General features: G+C 45.0%; 24 protein-coding genes and 1 tRNA gene. 13 read left to right on the top strand and 12 right to left on the bottom strand.

Annotation, left to right across the window (positions count from 1 at the left end):
* The first annotated feature begins 336 nt into the window (after positions 1-336).
* Both QW71_RS23110 and QW71_RS23115 read left to right on the top strand, forming a co-directional pair.
* On the top strand, positions 337-1,140 hold the full coding sequence (locus tag QW71_RS23110; protein WP_039304380.1) for an undecaprenyl-diphosphate phosphatase: 804 nt from the start codon (positions 337-339) through the stop codon (positions 1,138-1,140).
* Positions 1,141-1,319: 179 nt separating this feature from the next.
* Positions 1,320-1,709, top strand: a complete 390-nt coding sequence (locus QW71_RS23115; protein WP_039304382.1) for a hypothetical protein — start codon at positions 1,320-1,322, stop codon at positions 1,707-1,709.
* A 106-nt stretch (positions 1,710-1,815) separates the two neighbouring features.
* Here the strand turns inward: QW71_RS23115 and QW71_RS23120 are convergent, their stop codons facing one another.
* Complete coding sequence (locus QW71_RS23120) at positions 1,816-2,526, bottom strand: SDR family NAD(P)-dependent oxidoreductase (protein WP_039304384.1); 711 nt, start codon at positions 2,524-2,526, stop codon at positions 1,816-1,818.
* Between the two features lie 235 nt (positions 2,527-2,761).
* Between QW71_RS23120 and QW71_RS23125 the strand changes: the two genes are divergently transcribed.
* Together QW71_RS23125 and QW71_RS23130 are read left to right on the top strand one after the other, a co-directional pair.
* On the top strand, positions 2,762-3,031 hold the full coding sequence (locus QW71_RS23125) for a hypothetical protein (RefSeq protein ID WP_039304388.1): 270 nt from the start codon (positions 2,762-2,764) through the stop codon (positions 3,029-3,031).
* 112 nt (positions 3,032-3,143) lie between these two features.
* Positions 3,144-3,347 (top strand): hypothetical protein, encoded by a 204-nt coding sequence (locus QW71_RS23130; protein WP_152679833.1) that lies wholly within the window; start codon positions 3,144-3,146, stop codon positions 3,345-3,347.
* A 260-nt stretch (positions 3,348-3,607) separates the two neighbouring features.
* Here QW71_RS23130 and QW71_RS40580 read toward each other — a convergent pair whose 3' ends face one another.
* From QW71_RS40580 to QW71_RS39145, 3 genes are all read right to left on the bottom strand, one after another.
* Positions 3,608-3,772, bottom strand: a complete 165-nt coding sequence (locus tag QW71_RS40580; RefSeq protein ID WP_156118709.1) for a hypothetical protein — start codon at positions 3,770-3,772, stop codon at positions 3,608-3,610.
* 87 nt (positions 3,773-3,859) lie between these two features.
* The gene (locus QW71_RS23135; protein WP_039304393.1) at positions 3,860-4,402 is read right to left on the bottom strand and encodes an ImmA/IrrE family metallo-endopeptidase; all 543 of its coding nucleotides are present in this window, start codon (positions 4,400-4,402) and stop codon (positions 3,860-3,862) included.
* A 143-nt stretch (positions 4,403-4,545) separates the two neighbouring features.
* Positions 4,546-4,722 carry a YjfB family protein gene (locus QW71_RS39145; protein ID WP_076243860.1) on the bottom strand — a complete coding sequence of 59 codons (177 nt, stop codon included), beginning with the start codon at positions 4,720-4,722 and terminating at the stop codon, positions 4,546-4,548.
* Between the two features lie 169 nt (positions 4,723-4,891).
* Here QW71_RS39145 and QW71_RS40585 point away from each other — a divergent pair, with 169 nt between their 5' ends.
* Positions 4,892-5,047: a hypothetical protein gene (locus QW71_RS40585; protein WP_155991357.1), complete on the top strand. Its 156-nt coding sequence runs from the start codon at positions 4,892-4,894 to the stop codon at positions 5,045-5,047.
* 48 nt (positions 5,048-5,095) lie between these two features.
* Here QW71_RS40585 and QW71_RS40590 read toward each other — a convergent pair whose 3' ends face one another.
* Together QW71_RS40590 and QW71_RS23145 are read right to left on the bottom strand one after the other, a co-directional pair.
* Positions 5,096-5,233 carry a hypothetical protein gene (locus QW71_RS40590; RefSeq protein ID WP_156118708.1) on the bottom strand — a complete coding sequence of 46 codons (138 nt, stop codon included), beginning with the start codon at positions 5,231-5,233 and terminating at the stop codon, positions 5,096-5,098.
* A gap of 239 nt (positions 5,234-5,472) precedes the next feature.
* Positions 5,473-5,913 carry a NucA/NucB deoxyribonuclease domain-containing protein gene (locus tag QW71_RS23145; RefSeq protein WP_039304398.1) on the bottom strand — a complete coding sequence of 147 codons (441 nt, stop codon included), beginning with the start codon at positions 5,911-5,913 and terminating at the stop codon, positions 5,473-5,475.
* A 227-nt stretch (positions 5,914-6,140) separates the two neighbouring features.
* Between QW71_RS23145 and QW71_RS23150 the strand changes: the two genes are divergently transcribed.
* Complete coding sequence (locus QW71_RS23150; protein WP_052770140.1) at positions 6,141-7,616, top strand: glycosyl hydrolase; 1,476 nt, start codon at positions 6,141-6,143, stop codon at positions 7,614-7,616.
* A 16-nt stretch (positions 7,617-7,632) separates the two neighbouring features.
* Here the strand turns inward: QW71_RS23150 and QW71_RS23155 are convergent, their stop codons facing one another.
* Entirely contained in the window at positions 7,633-8,130 is a 498-nt protein-coding gene (locus QW71_RS23155) for a zinc ribbon domain-containing protein (RefSeq protein ID WP_039304405.1), read from the bottom strand.
* A gap of 198 nt (positions 8,131-8,328) precedes the next feature.
* Between QW71_RS23155 and QW71_RS23160 the strand changes: the two genes are divergently transcribed.
* A complete protein-coding gene (locus tag QW71_RS23160; protein WP_152679834.1) occupies positions 8,329-8,949 on the top strand; it encodes a hypothetical protein in 621 nt (206 codons plus the stop codon).
* A gap of 242 nt (positions 8,950-9,191) precedes the next feature.
* Entirely contained in the window at positions 9,192-9,527 is a 336-nt protein-coding gene (locus tag QW71_RS23165; RefSeq protein WP_039304411.1) for a YolD-like family protein, read from the top strand.
* A gap of 36 nt (positions 9,528-9,563) precedes the next feature.
* On the opposite strand, the gene QW71_RS41020 is transcribed toward QW71_RS23165, so the two are convergent.
* On the bottom strand, positions 9,564-9,725 hold the full coding sequence (locus tag QW71_RS41020) for a hypothetical protein (protein WP_171719987.1): 162 nt from the start codon (positions 9,723-9,725) through the stop codon (positions 9,564-9,566).
* Positions 9,726-9,976: 251 nt separating this feature from the next.
* Here QW71_RS41020 and QW71_RS23170 point away from each other — a divergent pair, with 251 nt between their 5' ends.
* The 3 genes from QW71_RS23170 (at position 9,977) to QW71_RS23180 (ending at position 11,430) form a co-directional block, all read left to right on the top strand.
* Positions 9,977-10,663, top strand: coding sequence for a M15 family metallopeptidase (locus QW71_RS23170; RefSeq protein WP_039304414.1), 687 nt, complete (start codon positions 9,977-9,979; stop codon positions 10,661-10,663).
* 76 nt (positions 10,664-10,739) lie between these two features.
* Complete coding sequence (locus QW71_RS41455; RefSeq protein WP_039304417.1) at positions 10,740-11,195, top strand: WGxxGxxG family protein; 456 nt, start codon at positions 10,740-10,742, stop codon at positions 11,193-11,195.
* 149 nt (positions 11,196-11,344) lie between these two features.
* Positions 11,345-11,430 (top strand) — tRNA-Leu (locus QW71_RS23180).
* Between the two features lie 289 nt (positions 11,431-11,719).
* Here QW71_RS23180 and QW71_RS23185 read toward each other — a convergent pair.
* The 4 genes from QW71_RS23185 to QW71_RS38170 all read right to left on the bottom strand — a co-directional run bounded on the left by QW71_RS23185 (position 11,720) and on the right by QW71_RS38170 (position 14,378).
* Positions 11,720-12,931 (bottom strand): site-specific integrase, encoded by a 1,212-nt coding sequence (locus tag QW71_RS23185; RefSeq protein WP_039304420.1) that lies wholly within the window; start codon positions 12,929-12,931, stop codon positions 11,720-11,722.
* Positions 12,932-13,008: 77 nt separating this feature from the next.
* Positions 13,009-13,272, bottom strand: a complete 264-nt coding sequence (locus QW71_RS23190; protein WP_039304423.1) for a helix-turn-helix domain-containing protein — start codon at positions 13,270-13,272, stop codon at positions 13,009-13,011.
* 462 nt (positions 13,273-13,734) lie between these two features.
* Positions 13,735-13,938 carry a helix-turn-helix domain-containing protein gene (locus tag QW71_RS23195; RefSeq protein WP_039304426.1) on the bottom strand — a complete coding sequence of 68 codons (204 nt, stop codon included), beginning with the start codon at positions 13,936-13,938 and terminating at the stop codon, positions 13,735-13,737.
* A gap of 53 nt (positions 13,939-13,991) precedes the next feature.
* The gene (locus QW71_RS38170; protein ID WP_052770141.1) at positions 13,992-14,378 is read right to left on the bottom strand and encodes a sigma-70 family RNA polymerase sigma factor; all 387 of its coding nucleotides are present in this window, start codon (positions 14,376-14,378) and stop codon (positions 13,992-13,994) included.
* An 882-nt stretch (positions 14,379-15,260) separates the two neighbouring features.
* On the opposite strand from QW71_RS38170, the gene QW71_RS23205 reads away from it, so the two are divergent.
* On the top strand, positions 15,261-15,695 hold the full coding sequence (locus QW71_RS23205; RefSeq protein ID WP_083442682.1) for an Rrf2 family transcriptional regulator: 435 nt from the start codon (positions 15,261-15,263) through the stop codon (positions 15,693-15,695).
* A gap of 81 nt (positions 15,696-15,776) precedes the next feature.
* Entirely contained in the window at positions 15,777-16,640 is an 864-nt protein-coding gene (locus QW71_RS23210; RefSeq protein ID WP_039304431.1) for an SDR family oxidoreductase, read from the top strand.
* The last annotated feature ends 761 nt before the right edge of the window (positions 16,641-17,401 follow it).

Here is a 17,401-nt window from a genome sequence, read left to right on the forward strand (position 1 = left end):
CTTCTCACCATACCAGAGTTACACGTAAGCCAGATTCTGCTTGTCAATCACAATGAACTTTATATCGACGCCACTCCCGTCGCCCAGCTTTAAAGCTCCCCGATCTGCCTGTCTGTGCAGCATGTGATTCGCAAAGTTACCAATGGGACGCGAACCATACGCCATCTGTCAGTCTTCAAGAGGAAAGGGAGTGATATAGGGGATCATTTCAATGATCAATGTGACAATTCTGTCATGCTGAATGGAAGATTGTAAGGTCAATCGATTGGGAAAAAATTATGACCCCCGTATACTGGAAATAAAAAGAATCCATTTCTGAAAGGGGATTATCCACTGGTGACTGACATTATTAAAGCAATCATCCTCGGCATAATCGAAGGTTTAACTGAGTTTCTACCGGTATCATCTACTGGACATCTTATTTTAGCAGGTGATTTGCTTAGCTTTGAGGGAGAAGCTGCAATCACTTTTAAGATTGTTATACAGCTGGGTGCAGTGATGGCGGTGTTAATTCTGTACTGGAAAAGGTATTTGGAGATTGGGTCTAATATGATTAGAATGGATTTTTCCAAAAGTAAAGGATTAAACATCATTCATATGATATTAGCCATGTTGCCTGCATTAATCCTGTATCTCCTCTTCAAGGACACTATAAAAAGCCGTTTATTCGGCCCGACTCCTGTCGTGATCGGTCTAGTAGTCGGTGGTCTATTGATGATCATCGCTGCACGGAATAGGCGGACAGAAACCGCTGATACGATGGATGGGATTAGCTATAAACAAGCTTTCGGAATCGGTCTGTTCCAATGCCTGGCGTTATGGCCGGGATTCTCGAGATCAGGTTCGACGATTTCAGGCGGCCTTTTGCTAGGCACTAGCCAAAAAGCCGCCGCAGATTTTACATTTCTTATTTCCGTCCCTGTCATGTTTGGTGCAAGCTTGTTGGATTTGTATGATAGTCGTGATTTGTTGAGTTCTGACGATTTACTTCTAATGTTAATTGGCTTTGCGGCATCCTTCATAGTGGCAATGATTGCAGTAGTGACCTTTATCAAACTGATTAAACGTCTTCGCTTGGAATGGTTCGCTCTCTATCGGTTTGTTTTAGCAGCTCTCTTCTATCTAATCGTCATACACTAATTCGTTCCATTTATTTGTTAAGGATCTAATGTGAGTTTCTGGAGAAGGTTGAAATTTTCACAATGTATTTTTGTTTCAAAATGCGATACACTGGAATCACACAAGATTGTGATTGCTAACTGAAGGAATTTTACAGCAGCGGAAAATCACATCTTCTTATCTATTTGGGAGGTGTCTTTTTGGAAGACGTAATTGATTTTGTCCAAACTTTCAAAGGTTTAGAGGCGCGGATTAATGAATTCATTAACGAGGATTCGTCTCTGGAATATGTGGAGGGATCTGAAGAAGTAGTGGCTGGAGGAGCTTACGCCTGGTCTAAATTAAAACCCGCTGAAATAAATAAGCAAGATCACATTGACTCTGATTATATGGAATTAGCAGATGAGGTCAGAAAAGTTTTGAAAAATGAGCACAGCCCCCATATTGAAAAATTTGAACGGAGTTGCGCCTTAGTTTTAAACTATATTCGGCAAGATACTTTGCTCTGGGTTCCTGGTTTGAAAAATGTGATTGAAAATATAAAATCCGAATTGGATTTACAGCAGTTTTTCGTGGAAGTGACACGATAGTCTATTATATTGAGGCCCGTCAACCGTATTCCGTTGGCGGGCATTTTTCTTTCGTGGCAAGTCTAACCTTTACTATTATTATAGTCAGAATAAGCAGTTGACTGCATTACCAGGCATAAACCCCATTTACATCGAGAAACTCCCCGTTATGCCGTTTACCATCCGTTGCGTAGCCGACAATAATGGCAGCACCGTCTTCTTTGGATTTGCCGCCTTCAGCATTGCCGTTCAAATCCGTCTTGGTGAAACCAGGTGTGACGGCGAATACTTGAGCATTGCTGTCCTTGCATTCAATCGCCATGGCCACGGTCATTGCATTGTTGGAGGTTTTGGAGGCGTTATAGTCAAAAGCATTAAGCGCGTATGCAGAGCTCTGCATGAAGTGAAGTGAGGCCATATCGGTCGATACGTTCACAATGGTTCCTTCATTCTTTTGGATTAAGGGGAATAGCTGTTGATTCAGGCGGAACGTTCCGAAGAAATTCACTTCAAAGGCATTGCGCAAATCGGCCTCTTGGGTTGCACTGAATGAACTCGAGAAGGCTCCCGGCATGCCGGCATTGTTAATTAAAAGCTTCAGATCAGCGTAGTTGGCCTGAATGCTGCCGGCTGCCTGTTCAATACTCTCTTTATTAGTCATATCAATTTGCACGAACTCTACGTTTAAACCCTGCTTTTGTAGTTCGGAAGCTGCGGCTTCCCCCCGTTCAATACTGCGTGCACCAAGCAACACCTTCCAGCCGGCTTCACCGAGCTGTCTCGCAATTTCAAATCCAATTCCTTTATTAGCACCTGTTACAAAAGCGGTTCTGTTCATCGTAATCCTTCTTTCTGTGGGATATGGTCTAGCAACAATTCAAAGTTTATTATGCTACACTTAGTGTAGGTCAACATAACAGCTCATTCATCTGGAGCATAAGCTGGAGCGGTATTATGCCGGAGAGAATTATTAATAGATAGATATTCTGGCGCGGTTCTCTATGGAGTCAGGATTTATGTCATGGGCCCAGTCTATCATTATATGGTAGTATTTAGTAAATGGAGGGGCTTAAATGAAATTAATGAAGAGATTGGGTTTGTGGTTGCCGGTCCTGTCTGTAGCGGTATGTATGATTAATCTGTCAGGACAAGATGATAAAAACCTGCTGCTTTTTTTGACAAGTCCTTTGCTGTTATGGCTTAACCCTCAGCTGACAGATCTGCACTATAGTATGGACAATGAGCTTCTGTGGCAGTTTATACTATACGGCATTCACTTCTTCTTCTGGTTGGGGTTTGGATTATTGTTCGATTGGTTATTAGCGCGCAGAAGAGCAAAGTAGAGTTGCGAAGTTCCGAAGGCAGGCCTCAGGGAGATGTTGACTTCACAGATATAAGTTACAGAAACATGATGAAACGATTAAAAATATATAACCAGAGGAGAGTGGAGAAAGAGTGGCAATGAGAGAAGCAGAGGATAACAACCGTGAACTGGAGAAGCGGGTTGCTGCGCTGGAGAAACGGATTGCAATGATGGAGAACTATAACCCGCCCCCGCAGTCCACCAAAAAGGTAGTCTGGATCGTGATTGCGGTAATACTCGGAATCTTCCTGGCAATGGCGGGTATTGGGATTATCCAGTTTGTCAGCAGCGGCTAGTCGTTATTCTTGTCATTAATCAGCAGAGAAGTGCAGACCAGCGCTACAATAAGCATGATGCCCATTGCGATCATTTGAAAGATATTATTATAGGCTCAGCCTGATTTAAGGTTGGTTTAAGCAAATAGTGAGTATATTGTATACATACCCCCTGATAGAAACCTTGGACCCTGCCGAACGTTGGCGGGGTCGCTTTTTATAGGGTGAAAGGTCACGGATTGAGCCGCGCTGGCTATATGCTGATTATTCTGTACAGAGGTTTAATCGTACTCCTTGGGTTCCTGCAGTAAGATGGAGAAGGTCTGCGTTTCGTGGTCCACTTCAATGGTCTCGATGCCGACAAAATCCGGAATTTCGGGATGTACTGCATCTACGCTGTAATCCGGATGGGTCAGCAATAATTGAATGACTTTTATGGCTTCCATGTCGCTCCCCTTTACGGTTGAAATGTCACCATGCATAGAGGTACATCTGTTGTTCTTATGTCTATGCCGGTATTATCCCCGCAGCGCTTAGCGAATATGTCTATGGATTAATTTTCTGTCTTCGTTTCTTTCCATTACGGCCATTAATTGCCCCTGGAAAATACGCCGCTGGATCTGGTCAATCCGCTGCAGAGCCAGCTCCACAGGAACCTGGAAGGTACTGGAAAGCTCAGCCACGGCATCCTCACGCAGTTCAGGCAGTGTCCGTGAAGATATCATGGAATAGGGCATGGCAGCATACAGAATAAACCTCTCCGATTCATCCTCCTGCGCCTGCGTGAACTGTTCAGGCATAAGAGTATGCTTGCCGGCATGGCGGAGCAGATGACACAGCTCATGGAGGAACTCCAGCCGCTGCAGTTCGGGAGGGAGCCTGTTGTCGATAAACATGCTGTACATTCCTGCGCTGGCCTCAATGCTCTTGCTTCGGACATCCAGATAATGAATCCAGATATTCAGCCGCTCGGCTATGTATTCAATGGATATGTCGGACGGCTGGCGGACACCAATGCGCTGATATAAATCCTCTGTCCATTTCTCCAAGGCAGTCATCTGATAATAGGATTGCATAATCAATCACCTCAATATAAGATCGTATGTTCGTATTAATGGTCAAAAGAAAAGCCCTGAAGGGCTAAGCAATCAGCACACTCAATATTCAGCAGCTGTATTGATATGGAACGGGTGTTCCTATGTATGTAAGCATAAAGCAATCAGGCGCGAATATCAAGTGTTTTTCCCAAGGTGGGGTGTGCGCCCTGACTCAGCATCTGGACCATATTCTGGGCATCGGTCTGTGCCTGATCTTTGGCAATACTCATTACCTGTAATCCCGCAGCCTGCAGTAAAGACGACTGGTTCATGACAACCGATAGTGCAGCAATATCCATTTGTGTTCCTCCTCCAAGATTTTTTGAAGCAGCGCATCCACCTTTTATATCGACCGATTAGGGCTTGGCCGTTAGGTGAATGGCATTTCTTTGCCGATTGGCCCATGCCACCGGTTAGATTTCCACATATTCTGTGCTGTATTCAATATTCAAGAGGAGGAATTAAATTATGGGAGCAGAGTATGGTTGCGGTTGTGGAAATAACGTCGGTGGAGTTAATCAGGGTCCTCCGATTGTTCCGGTTGTAAGCCCTTGGACTTCGACTGGTGCGATTCTGGTTCTGTTCATTCTGCTGGTTATTATCACTAAAGCCTGTTTGTTCTAGAACCGCATTGAACAAGTGCTGCCCTGTCTGGCCTGAGGCCGGATGGGGCTATTTCTTTTTTTTGCGTGCCGCCGGACCGATCTGGCGTTTGATTCTTCCTGTATGCTCATCCGTTTCAATGATATACAACTCCTTGACTGTACCTGCAAGTGCAAACCATTCCTGTAAGGCTTCAGCCTCGGACATAGGGCCGTACAGCCTTTTCCCCCGATAACAGATATAGAACACTCCCGGCTCTCCGTCTATGGAATAATATCCCACCCTATTTTACGCTTTATCCGGGTGAATTTGCATAAAGAACTGTCGTTCGCATAACAGGAATGCAAATGTCCTTATATGACGGAGAGGAGAGCGGCTAATATGAGATCTGTTTCTTATCAGCAATCATTTGCGATAGCGGTAGCCGGAGTAGTCAGGCATTCTGCCTATTTAAACATGAACTCTACGCGGGTACCGTCTGCGAAGTCCTCCAGCTGATTGCCGACCCAGCTTCCAGCTCCGCGGTTATCGCTGGGAGTTATGTATTCAATATCAGCGCCGGCTCCACCTTCCGCACACATCGCCATCGGCCATTCGTCGCGGTCATAACCTTTTTTGGTGGGTACGCCCTTCAGGGATTCCTTACGGTTCTCTTCGGCTTCATTCCGGTCAATCGTGCAGATGGGGGACTCCCCGTTCTCAATCGCTTCCTGAATATGTCTGGCGGTCTCCGGATAACGGTCAGACGGGAATTCCAGCCGGACAACCTCCGAATTGCCAGAAGACGGCGTCTGGGACGGAAGCTGACCATTCTCCCCGAAGTAGTAAGCAGCCAGGCTGAGCAGAACAACAATAATGAGACTGGTGATGAATTTTTTGGCTTTCATATCTGCTCCTTAAAAGTTTTGTTAGCATAGCTTCCAATGATAAGCTCCGGCAAAACTAGCTTCGGAAGCATACGCTTAAGTATTGTGGGCGCAGGAAGCCTGCGCTCACAATAGTATAGCGTATGACTGCGGGATTGGAACAGACGTAATTCTTGTCTATCCGCCGTTCTGATGTTACATAATTCGCCATAAAATGTACAAACAGATGGAAAAGGATGGTGGAAAAAGTGGAACAGCGTGTACTCAGAGATCTGCTGGATTCCGCGTCACGGCTGGTAGGGGATGTACAATGGCAGGCCGCCTTCCGCAGTGTGCTGATGAGTCCTGCGGATGCGGAGCTGGCTCTGCCGGCGCGTAAATTGCTGAACACCTTATACTGGCTGCAGGGGCAAGGCGTGATCAGCGGACAACATGATTATCTGGAGAGCCCGGATGAATTCAGCGTGAAGCTGAAGAATACCGGCGGGAGCTATGCGGGACTTCACGGCTATGAAATGGGTGCCATCAGCAACCAGACGGAGCAGCAAATCAGCAGCCAGCGGCAGGCCGTCACGGACAGTGCGGTCCGCTGGCATCAGGCCGGGGGAATCGTGACGATGAGCTATCATGCCAATCTGCCGGGAACCGCTCCGGCCTGGGCGAATGTCTCAATGAGTCTCAGTGAAGCAGATTTCAGCAAATATATTACACCGGGAACGGTACAATACACAGCAATGATTGCGGAGCTGGACAAAGTAGCCGTGTATCTCAAAAAACTGAAGGATGCCGGTGTACCAGTGCTCTGGAGACCTTACCATGAGATGAACGGCGGGTGGTTCTGGTGGGGGCAGAAGTCCTCCTTCAGCACCCTCTGGGAGATTATGTTCGAGCGTTATACCATATATCACAAGCTGCATAATCTGCTGTGGGTGTGGAGTCCAAATGCGAAAAACCAGTGGTGTGACGAACCTGCGAAATATTACCCGGGCAGCGGGAGAGTGGATGTGCTGGCCCTGGATATCTATGAAGCGGATTTCAAGGGGAGCCATCATGACAGCCTCTGGGACCTGGGGCGCGGCAAGCTGATCGCCATTGGTGAGAATGGGGAGCTTCCTCCGGCAGCCCTGCTGGCTGGTTCCCAGAACAAATGGAGCTACCAGATGACCTGGGGCAAGCTGCTGTATGAGAAGAACAGTGATGCGGTGATCAAAGCTTTTATGAAGGATAATTTCGTGTTCACCAGAGATGAATATGCAGCGAGGGCGGCAGCAATAGATCCATCACCGGGCGGCATTCCTAAGCCGGGCTTGTATGGCCAGTACTACAATAACATTACGCTCAGCGGTACGCCCGCCCTCACCCGGACGGATGCCAACATCAACTTCATCTGGAGACAGGCAGCCCCTGATCCGGCTATTGGTGCAGATTTGTTCTCGGTACGATGGAGCGGCAGGCTAAGTGCGGTGTACAGTGAGACTTACAGCATCTATACTTCTTCGGATGATGGCATCCGGGTATGGATCGACGGCAAACTGATTATTGACAGCTGGATGAAGCAGAGCGGGCAGGAGCGGCAAGGCAGTGTGAATCTGATTGCGGGTAAGCTGCATGAGCTGAAGGTGGAGTATTACGAGAACCAGGGGGATGCGCGGGCCGTGCTGATGTGGGAGAGCCCCAGCCAGATCAAAAGCGTAATTCCGGCAGGGGCTTTGTATCTTCCTTAACAGGGAAAGTCTTAGGTCAGATTTGTTCGCGGTAGCTGATTTTGTTGGCGACTTTTTCGTTGCGGACGGCTTGGCGCAGCACGTCTTTTACGGTCTGAACCTTGCGGATTTTGCGGAAAGGAAGCTGCGGCGACGAGGCGTCATCCGAGAGGATCGTAAGCGTTCCAATGCCTAATATACGGTCGGGAATCGACTGCGTGACGGAAAAATCATTGACCCGCAGCAGCTCGATTTCTTCGACATCCTTGCCGATCAGTCCGCTCTTCACCATAATCCGCTGGGTTGTAATTGTGTATCTGGTGGTATTGAGTCCAATAAGCCCCTTGAGCCGGTCGGATATGCCCGCAGGCTTACCCTGCCACAGCTCGGTTTCTGTGCTTGTTCCGGAGACCCGGCCTGCCGCCGGACGGCGTGCTGCTGCCGGAGCGTTATTATCCTCTGTACCTGCTCCGCATTCTCCGCAGAATTTGGCACCTTGCTTATATTCCGCACCACAGGCTGTGCAATAAGGCATAAGATATCTTCCTCTCGTATAACGGATAATTTGATTATAGTATAACAAGAATTCCCAGTCACTACCGGGTTCTTCTTGCGTTTCTTTCTGTGAATACGCTTTATCTCAGGAAAATGTTTCATCCAGACCGATTTTACATTAATTTCATTTGCACTTAACAAAATTCGATATTATTCTGTTAAGTGGAGGGATATAAATATGAGACGATTTTTATTTGCAGGATTACTTATGATGGTTGTAGTCCTAAGTGCCTGCAGCAATGACAGCGCAGAACCTGCTTCGCAGGAAGTAGTGCAGGATACAGTTCAGAGCTTTTACAATGAAATGTCAAAATTCGATGAAATGGGTAAATCCTCGCTGGAAAACTTCAACACCACCTTAACTTCTTATTCAACCGGAGATGCGACTGACAAGGAGCTGCAGAAGGCCGTGGACGAGTTCCAGGATACAGCCTCCGATATCGCCAATCAGGTGAGTGAAGTGAAGATTTCCAAGAGCCTGCCGGACACTATCCAGACGCTGCTCAGAGATTCTATTATTGCTTTTAAAAGTGCGTACTCCATTAAAGAGCAGGCCTCCAAAAGCGCGGTTTCTCCCGATGTAACTGCCGAGGAATTCAATGCAATGAACCAGCAGGCGGATGTAGCGATGCTGTACGGCATCTCCAAGCTGAATGAAGCCAGAGCGGCCGCAGGACTGATTGAGCCGGAAGAGAGCACAAAAGGTCTAATTGTGAACCCGTCAGAGGCGGGCGCCGCTGCGAAGACTGATACGGGAGCTGCAACGACAGAGAGCACGGCAGGAAACACAGCCAATTAGAAAGTATTCATCCCCGTATAGTACCTGAGTAATTACCAGAATGAATTCAAACTAGCCCCACTGCTGTGGGGTTATTTTGCTGTGCCGGCGAGTCCGGTATGTCTCCTCCCAGTTCTTGCTGCTTACATATATTTCTGCTTGCTTAAAAAGCCGGATCACGGATATAATACAAACATACGTTCGGTACATGAGCGGACAACGTATTGCGGTTTGTATATAGACCATAGATTGGGGGAGCGGCAATGGGCAAAAAGCTGGAGGGCAATAACCTGTGGGACAGCAACCGGACAGTTCTGCCGGAGCAGATGCGCGTAATCAGTAGAGGTGAACGGGAGACGTGGCAGAGCGTCAGGCCGGTTCCGGATGAACACAAGCTGGAGGAGATTGAGCATACGCTGGCTTTGTCGCTGCGGAGTCATGTACGGGTAACGATAGTGTTGTTTGACCCTCTTGAGCACAAGCTGCTTAGCGGATTTGTGACCTCCATTCACACCCACTCGCGCGAATTCAAGCTGCAGTGGGCGGAGGAATGGAAGTGGCTGAACGTGGATGATATTGCGGACGCCTATATCGTCTGAGGGTGCAGGCGAAGCTGGCCGGAGCGGACGGAACGGTTAATTTCTTCCGGCGGTTTCCGTCTTTTCATAAGCAATCAGCGTAACTCCGGGATTCCCGGTCATCCGGGCGATGGCCGACTCGGCCTCGCGGATCACTTCGACAACATCCTCCTGATCGCTAAGCGCGGCCACCTTATAGCTGTCACTGTGAATATCCATGGTTGTCCACCTTTCCATGCGGGATTAAGGATTAACGGTACTCCATGTTAGTGTGGCCTGTGGTGCAGCAATTCATCCTTGTTGGCTCCTGTTTACGCTAAGCTGGATCAAGCATTATTAAGGCCCTCAGGATTGCCTGGGGGCTTATTTCGTATGCTTCTGGGAGCCTGGCAAACTTGGGCGGATGCAGGGGTGAAAGTGTACATGCAACATTGTACAAGCGGGCATTTACTATACCAGGGGGTGAGTATATGCTGACTTTGGATCAAGTGAAGAGTAAATCGGCAGGGTGGCTGGGCAATCTGCATCCGGTGCTGCTGGCGGGTGCTACAGAGCTCATCCGGCGGAGTTATGCCAGAGGGATTCCGATCCTCATTACCCAGGGAATGCGCACCATTGCCGAGCAGAATGCGCTATACGCGCAGGGAAGAACGAAGAAAGGCGCTATTGTAACCAATGCCAAGGGCGGGAACAGCTATCACAATTACGGGCTGGCAATTGATTTCGCACTGCTGCTGCCGGATGGTAAAAGCGTATCCTGGGATATGAAGCGTGACGGAGACGGGGATAAGGTAGCGGACTGGCAGGAGGTTGCACAGGAGGCGAAGAAGCTCGGTTTCGAGTGGGGCGGAGACTGGAGTTCCTTCAAGGACTACTCTCATCTGCAGATGACCTTCGGACTAACCACTGCTGAGCTTCGGGCGGGTAAGCACCCCACCGTTCAGCAGGTGAAGGACGCATTAAGCCGGATTAACGGAGGTGACCCAGAGGTGAATACCGAGGTTAAAGTAAATATCACATTGAACGGACAGAAGCTCACGACCGGCGTGCTGGACAGCGTCACCACATATGCTCCGGTACGGGCCATTGGCGAAGCGCTTGGAGCCAAAGTGACCTATGATGCGCTCAGCAAGACCGTGAACATCATAAAGGAATAATCTGCGTTGCATAGATGATGTGCCGTGTGGGGAAATTATCAGCGATAAACCACAACTACAGAGGAGGCATACCATCTTGAACAAGCTGATTACAAGCCTTGCATGCGGCACAGTATTATCCATGAGTCTGCTCGGAGCCGGTTACACATCTGCTGCGGCTGGCACGACAGGAATGGGCGGAACAGCACCCGTTACCAACAGCACAACATCGGATACCCGAATGGGCACTATGGGCAACATGGGGGACATGGATGGCCGGAGTACACAAATGATGAACGGCCGGGGCAATACCATGATGAACCAGACGACAGGCACCATGCACAAGAACGAGACGATCATGAGGGATAAAATCCGTACCGGAGACAACAGCTCCGTCTCCCCGCTGAACAACACTACACCAACCGGCAACTACCGGGCACAGAGCACCACAGGCGATAACGATAACGGCTCTAACTGGGGCTGGCTCGGCCTGCTCGGACTTCTGGGGCTGGTTGGTATGCGGAGCAGAAGCGGCGAGCGCGAACGCCACTAAACGGGTTAGGGACTGCAAAGGGCCCGCATCAGTTTCGGCTGATCGGGCTGTTTGTCTGGATTCAGGATAATTTAATGGCAATTATTTGTTGCGAATCCCCGTAATACGTGATATTATATTTCTTGTCGCGTTAACCACGCACATAACATGCCGGGGTGGCGGAACAGGCAGACGCACAGGACTTAAAATCCTGCGGTACGTGAGTACCGTACGGGTTCGACCCCCGTCCTCGGCATCCTTGATTTATAAGGGTTTTTTCCGAAAAACCTTGGTTTTTGAACCGACTTGCAGACGCACAGGACTTAAAATCCTGCGGTACGTGAGTACCGTACGGGTTCGACCCCCGTCCTCGGCATCCTTGATTTATAAGGGTTTTTTCCGAAAAACCTTGGTTTTTGAACCGACTTAGGAGAGAACTTTTTAGCGAGTTCTCTCCTGCAGTTCTCTCCTTTTTCCGAAGGAGAGAACGAGGAGGAGATTGCATGACTCTCATGAAATATCGAGGGTTGTGCGATCTTTTTTTATTAAAAGACCAAAACACTACTCATTGTTGATGCAGAAGATACTTTGGAACTGTACTCTAGATGAGAATAAATATTAGCCGTTGTAGAATAGTTGCTGTGTCCCAGCCATTCCTGAATTTCTTTCATACTGACTCCATTAGCGAGTAGAAGGCTTGCACAACTATGACGCAGGTCGTGATAACGAATATGACGAAGACCATTTTTTTTAAGAGTTCTAGTAAAGTTCTGTGTGATAAAGCCGGGTTTAATTCGTTGTCCCAACTTATCCAGATAGATATACTCCTCGTAATCAGTGCAGTAGGATTTACCACATATGGCTTTATTGAGAGCTTGAAGCTCACGAATACGCAGCAGTAATTCCTCAAAGGCTGGCACAAGAGGTAAGGTGCGGCGACTTGGTTTGTTTTTAGCCCGGTCCTTTTCAATGATGTGTTCCTGACCTTCAAAATAAACCGGAGTTACAGTGTGCCTAATACTAATCGTTTTGTTTTCAAAATTTATAGCTGTCCATTTCAACCCAACTACTTCACTTCGCCGCAATCCATAAAAAGCGGCAAGAATGACTGCTAGCTCTATCAGTTCGCCCTTTACTTTTTCAAACAGGATATTGATCTCTTGCTTGTTGTAAAAGCTGCCGACAAAATCATTCTTCTTAGGTCGTTCGATTTTATCTGCGGGATTAGTGTTAATTAAATCATTTTTAAGAGCATGCTTTAGCGCTTTGCGAATATTAGCGTGATAATGGAGAACCGTATTGGTTGTTACTCCATTTTCTTCAAGCTCATACTGATAGTAATCTTGTATGTGACTCGGTAATAATTCTTTGAGAAATAACCCCTTTTCTTCGAAGTAAGGAACAATATGATTAGTAATGACATTGTGGTACGAAGCATAAGTGATAAATTCAACCTGATGTTTCATCATAGCTAGCCATTGAAGCATGAACTCAGAAAACAGTGGCCCTAGATCGACAGGCTCCTCAACGGGTTTTTTTACGATAATTTGTTCAACTATTGTTTCTTCCTCAACAGCATTTAAAAGACGATTAAAATTCACTCTTGTTTCTAATAATAATGCTTCAGCTCGTTTTTTGTTTCCTTTTACTGTAAGACCAGTAGGAATCCACTTTGGTTTTCTCTTACCTTTTTCATCCTTGCAATTCAAGACCATATAAAAAAGACCTTTTTTTTCTTGTAGGTGGCCTGCTACCATGAAAAAACCTCCTTCATAGCAGCCCGCATTCATCCTACCATTGACGTGTTAATTATAACACGTACGGTAGAGGTGATTCAATGCACTAAAGCGTCATAGTGAGGTCTTTCAAATGTAAATATATTTAGATACAACAAAATATTTACTTTAGGGATTTTATAAGTTCGCCCAATTTTGAAGTGACTTATTTGATTTTCTTGTAAAAGTTTATAGGCAGTTTTGCTACTTATCCCACCAAGCATTTCACACATTTCAGCTATATTCACAACGTCTGGGTAGCTTTGGAATAAGAGGGCATAAATCTCTTGCTGATTGATTATCAAGTGGGCTTCAGTGTCCATAGTCAACCCCCATTTTTGTCTGGGATTTTAAATTACAAGTAAAGAAGGATACATTTTATTTACACGAATAAAATACTACTACAAATTATCTTTTAGAAACATTTCAAGTTGTCAGTGGTTGCTGACAACACAGCTCTGATTTTCTCAGAGACTCCCCCTCAACTGAGCAGGCTGCCCCCAATACAGTTACGTTGGCCGGGCAGGAGTATCATTATCCCTCTTGTAGGTTATTGCGAGTCAATCCACCACAGATTGATTTAAGCCGGAAATAGGTCGCTATTCCTAAGATTTCTGTATAAGGTGTCATGGCGGTCCCGCTAAGTCGCTTTCCATTCTAATGGATACAAGAGTAATGTACTTGAAATTTGTTTTATGGAGTTATCAAAGAGCGCTATAAATAGTAACAGCTTTAAATAGGGTCGAATTATAAAAAGGGCAACCAAGTTGCCACTTTTATTCTGCTCAAATGCCCATATAACGTGTTAGATCAAAGCGTCTAACGGCCATAATAAACTCTATAGTTAATTGTTGTTTACAATCTTCATTGAATTTTCCATTATGCCAAGATAATTTATATATTAACCCTTCGTAACGTTGTATAAGTTCAGTTTCAGCCTGAGTATTTCCTTCTTGTGATAATTTGATAAGTTCGAATACTTCTCGCATCTTCTCATCTCCTATCAATTTTAGATAAAGAATAAATGAAAGGCGAATAGAGATTATTTCTCTAACTTTTTCTTCAATTTCTCTAACAGTTTCTTTTTTGCTTTTGTTACCGCTTGTCTACTAACACCTAGTATTGTTGCTACTTGTCGATCTGTGTATTCCTTATAGAATTTTAAATAAATGAGTCTCTTCTCTAATGGATTTAAGGAAGATAGCGCTTCATACAATGATTCTTCTTCAAGAATATTAAATTGAGTTGTATAATCCGTTTTGTTAAATAAAGCGCTTTCTTTAATTTCATTTAAAGATCTAAATCGTGTACTTTCCATATCGTAGTGTTTAAAAAAAGTTATGCTTCTGTGAATGAGACAAGATTTAACGTAGCTACTAAATCCTTTTTCAACTGTGGAAAATAAATCTTGTTTGGTGTAAGATCTCACACTTATCCCCTCCTTTCATTTTTAAATGTCGATTTCAGTTAAAAAAGGCTACTTTTTATAAAAAAATACAATGAACATTCATGAAATAGAAAAGTATTAATCGGATTTGGAAATATTTCTAACATACTTACTAAAAAAACACCCTTCTTTGCTGAAGGGTGGGGATTGAAATTATACTCCTATATTTGTGAAAATGAAGTAAATATAAAGTTATATGAATTCTTTGAATTGCATGAAATTTGTCGAAAATAAATTGCATTTTCTCTATGTAATAATTGCATTACTTTTTTACTATATAAATATTATACTTTTAAAAAAACTACTCAATATGTCATTTTCAATTTTATACAATGTCATTTTTAAGATGATACAAAAGATCTATTTAAACCCAGAAAATTTCTGCAGAAATCTGCTGAATGTCTAAACAAATGTAGTCCTTCCCTTCGGAGGAGCTTTAATTTTATTGAAAATGACTTGTTTAAACTTAAAAAAGCCCATTTGAGTAGGGGGAAGAATAATCGTATTATTTAATTGAATGCGGATTCACGAATAGAATTTGGTATTATCCCCTCAAGGTAGACAGTGAAAAAAGAGATCATGTTAAAATGATCTCAACACTGAAAACTGGAGAGGATTTTTGATATGCCTGCAAAGCAAGGCAAATCTTTTTATCGACATAGTAAAGATTTGAAGAAAGAGGCTGTTCGTCTGTGTAAATGCAGGTATAATTAATCAATGATGTCTTGTAATCTTTTTACATATAATGGGTATTTATTACAACTTAATGTGCATTCACCGCCAATAACGAACTCATAGATAAAATTATTATTGACATAAAGCACCGTTGTAAATAAAATTGTTACAACGGTGGTGGTGATGAATTTGAAAAGAATTAGTTCGCGTTTTTCGATGGCGGTTCACACTCTATCGATGATTGCACTGTGTCCTCTGGAATGTACCGGAGATTCTATTGCAAGTAGTGTAAATACCAATCCTGTAGTCATACGCAAAATTATAGGAATGTTAAAAAGGGCTGGATTATTAGGCGTTCGTGCAGGAGTGGGTGGGGCTTATTTGCTAAAGGATCCTGAGCATATTACACTTTTAGATATTTACCGGGCCGTTCATGTTGCTGACGAAGATCATTTGTTTGATATTCATAACACTCGGAGTCTAAATTGTTTAGTAGGCCGAAATATTGAGCAGGTATTACAAGACGAGCTGAAAGAAGCACAGGAGGCAATGGAGAATCGATTAACACAGACGACTCTAGGTCAATTAACCCAATTATTTTGGATAGATAATAATAGCTCTTAAAAAGGGCTTTTATTTTATAAATTTGTTGTAACTGATAATGTTATAACAAAAAGAGTTACAACTACTTAGGAGGAAATAACAATGACAATATTAGTGACAGGAGCAACAGGACAGTTGGGTTCCAAAATCATGAACCAAGTGCTAAAATCCATTCCAGCTAGTGAACTTGCTGTTAGTGTACGAAACCCGGAGAAAGCGGAGCAACTCCGTGCTCAGGGCGTCGATGTGCGATATGGAGACTTTGCTAAGCCAGAAACATTGGATGATGCTTTTACTGGGGTTGACCGACTGTTGATCGTCTCTTCAGGTGGACCTGATGACATTCAAATTCGCCAGCACACTAACGCGGTGGAAGCGGCTGTACGTGCTAAAGTCGCCTTTATTGCATACACTAGTGTGACCAATGCTCAGGAGAGCCAGCTATCGCTAATTCCGGCACATAGAGTGACGGAGCAGATAATCAAGGCTAGCGGTATTCCATATTCGTTCCTTCGCAACAATTGGTATCTTGAAAATGAAATATCAAGTATTAAAGCCACAATGGCTGGAGCACCGTGGATAACCTCTTCTGGTACCGGCAGAGGAGGCTGGGCCACTCGGGAGGATTATGCAATAGCCATTGCCGCTGTACTTACTGGTAGCGGACATGAGAACACGGTCTATGAACTCAGCGGCCCCCCATTGACACAGGATGAGCTTGCAGCTTCAGTAGGAGTTGCAATAGGTGAAAAAGTTATTGTGCAGCATGTGGATGATGAAACATACATTGAAATTATGAAAGGTGTAGGTGTACCCGAATATGCTATCCCAGTACTGGTTGGCATTCAGCAGGGTAATCGTGAAGGCTATATGGACTTCACAAGTGGCGACTTTGAAAAGCTGTTGGGCCGACCTTTAACATCAACTGTTGAAGGCGTACGTCAGATAATTAGCAGCCTTTCCTAGGAAGAAAATTAGGCACTACTAATAAACGTCCAACATACTTATACATGTAGCTTCAAGAAGTTTGTTAAAAGAGTAGAAGTACCTCCCCGGGTTACGGGTTGGGGGTGTAGTTGTTTCAGGGGGAAGGGGGAACCCCGACCCCCCAGAAACAGGATTCATCAGCCACTCCTCTTTGGGTGTGGGCAAGGAAGGGGAGAGTGCTTCAGATAGCTCATTTAGCTTCTTTTTGACTGTATTCATATCAATGCTAGGAACTACCCGGTCTGATGACGTTCATTGTAGTCAAGCATTTCCAAATACACAATTTTCTCTGCCGCATCCATATTGCGTCAAACTGTATATTGGTTTGAGGCGCTTGCGGATAGGTTCCGGGTACGATTTCGCGGAAGCAGCTCACAACTTTGTTTCTCGCCCAGCCAACTGCCGGCTTAATGTTCTCTGCCCGCAGTTCCTTAATCAATGCGTCGATGCCGGGCAAAATAACGTTTGGAAAGTATAATGTGTATTTTTCTTGGCCACCAGCCGCTCCAGTTCATCGAACCTCCATACCGGTCGGGCAGGCATGTTTGCGGTTGGCGTCAGTTCAGCGGAATCTTTACATCAGGCTTGACCTAATTTTATCGAGGATGAAAAGTAGTAAATAACTGATCATAAGCGCGTACTGTTATACAACGGTGCGTGCTGTTTTTCATTACACCAATACTGTCTAAATTGCTAATTAATCAAAATAGAATGCATCAGATAAGTAATACATGACACGA

Source organism: Paenibacillus sp. IHB B 3415 (assembly GCF_000802655.2).
Lineage (GTDB): Bacteria > Bacillota > Bacilli > Paenibacillales > Paenibacillaceae > Paenibacillus_AQ > Paenibacillus_AQ phytohabitans.

What these genes read in the sequence shown, in the direction of transcription:
- QW71_RS23120 (WP_039304384.1), bottom strand. Translation starts at nt 2,526, where the DNA reads ATGAACAGAACCGCTTTTGTAACAGGTGCTAATAAAGGAATTGGATTT.
- QW71_RS23125 (WP_039304388.1), top strand. Translation starts at nt 2,762, where the DNA reads ATGAAATTAATGAAGAGATTGGGTTTGTGGTTGCCGGTCCTGTCTGTA.
- QW71_RS40580 (WP_156118709.1), bottom strand. Translation starts at nt 3,772, where the DNA reads ATGGAAGCCATAAAAGTCATTCAATTATTGCTGACCCATCCGGATTAC.
- QW71_RS23135 (WP_039304393.1), bottom strand. Translation starts at nt 4,402, where the DNA reads ATGCAATCCTATTATCAGATGACTGCCTTGGAGAAATGGACAGAGGAT.
- QW71_RS39145 (WP_076243860.1), bottom strand. Translation starts at nt 4,722, where the DNA reads ATGGATATTGCTGCACTATCGGTTGTCATGAACCAGTCGTCTTTACTG.
- QW71_RS40585 (WP_155991357.1), top strand. Translation starts at nt 4,892, where the DNA reads ATGGGAGCAGAGTATGGTTGCGGTTGTGGAAATAACGTCGGTGGAGTT.
- QW71_RS40590 (WP_156118708.1), bottom strand. Translation starts at nt 5,233, where the DNA reads ATGTCCGAGGCTGAAGCCTTACAGGAATGGTTTGCACTTGCAGGTACA.
- QW71_RS23145 (WP_039304398.1), bottom strand. Translation starts at nt 5,913, where the DNA reads ATGAAAGCCAAAAAATTCATCACCAGTCTCATTATTGTTGTTCTGCTC.
- QW71_RS23155 (WP_039304405.1), bottom strand. Translation starts at nt 8,130, where the DNA reads ATGCCTTATTGCACAGCCTGTGGTGCGGAATATAAGCAAGGTGCCAAA.
- QW71_RS23160 (WP_152679834.1), top strand. Translation starts at nt 8,329, where the DNA reads ATGAGACGATTTTTATTTGCAGGATTACTTATGATGGTTGTAGTCCTA.
- QW71_RS23165 (WP_039304411.1), top strand. Translation starts at nt 9,192, where the DNA reads ATGGGCAAAAAGCTGGAGGGCAATAACCTGTGGGACAGCAACCGGACA.
- QW71_RS41020 (WP_171719987.1), bottom strand. Translation starts at nt 9,725, where the DNA reads ATGGATATTCACAGTGACAGCTATAAGGTGGCCGCGCTTAGCGATCAG.
- QW71_RS23170 (WP_039304414.1), top strand. Translation starts at nt 9,977, where the DNA reads ATGCTGACTTTGGATCAAGTGAAGAGTAAATCGGCAGGGTGGCTGGGC.
- QW71_RS23185 (WP_039304420.1), bottom strand. Translation starts at nt 12,931, where the DNA reads ATGGTAGCAGGCCACCTACAAGAAAAAAAAGGTCTTTTTTATATGGTC.
- QW71_RS23190 (WP_039304423.1), bottom strand. Translation starts at nt 13,272, where the DNA reads ATGGACACTGAAGCCCACTTGATAATCAATCAGCAAGAGATTTATGCC.
- QW71_RS23195 (WP_039304426.1), bottom strand. Translation starts at nt 13,938, where the DNA reads ATGCGAGAAGTATTCGAACTTATCAAATTATCACAAGAAGGAAATACT.
- QW71_RS23210 (WP_039304431.1), top strand. Translation starts at nt 15,777, where the DNA reads ATGACAATATTAGTGACAGGAGCAACAGGACAGTTGGGTTCCAAAATC.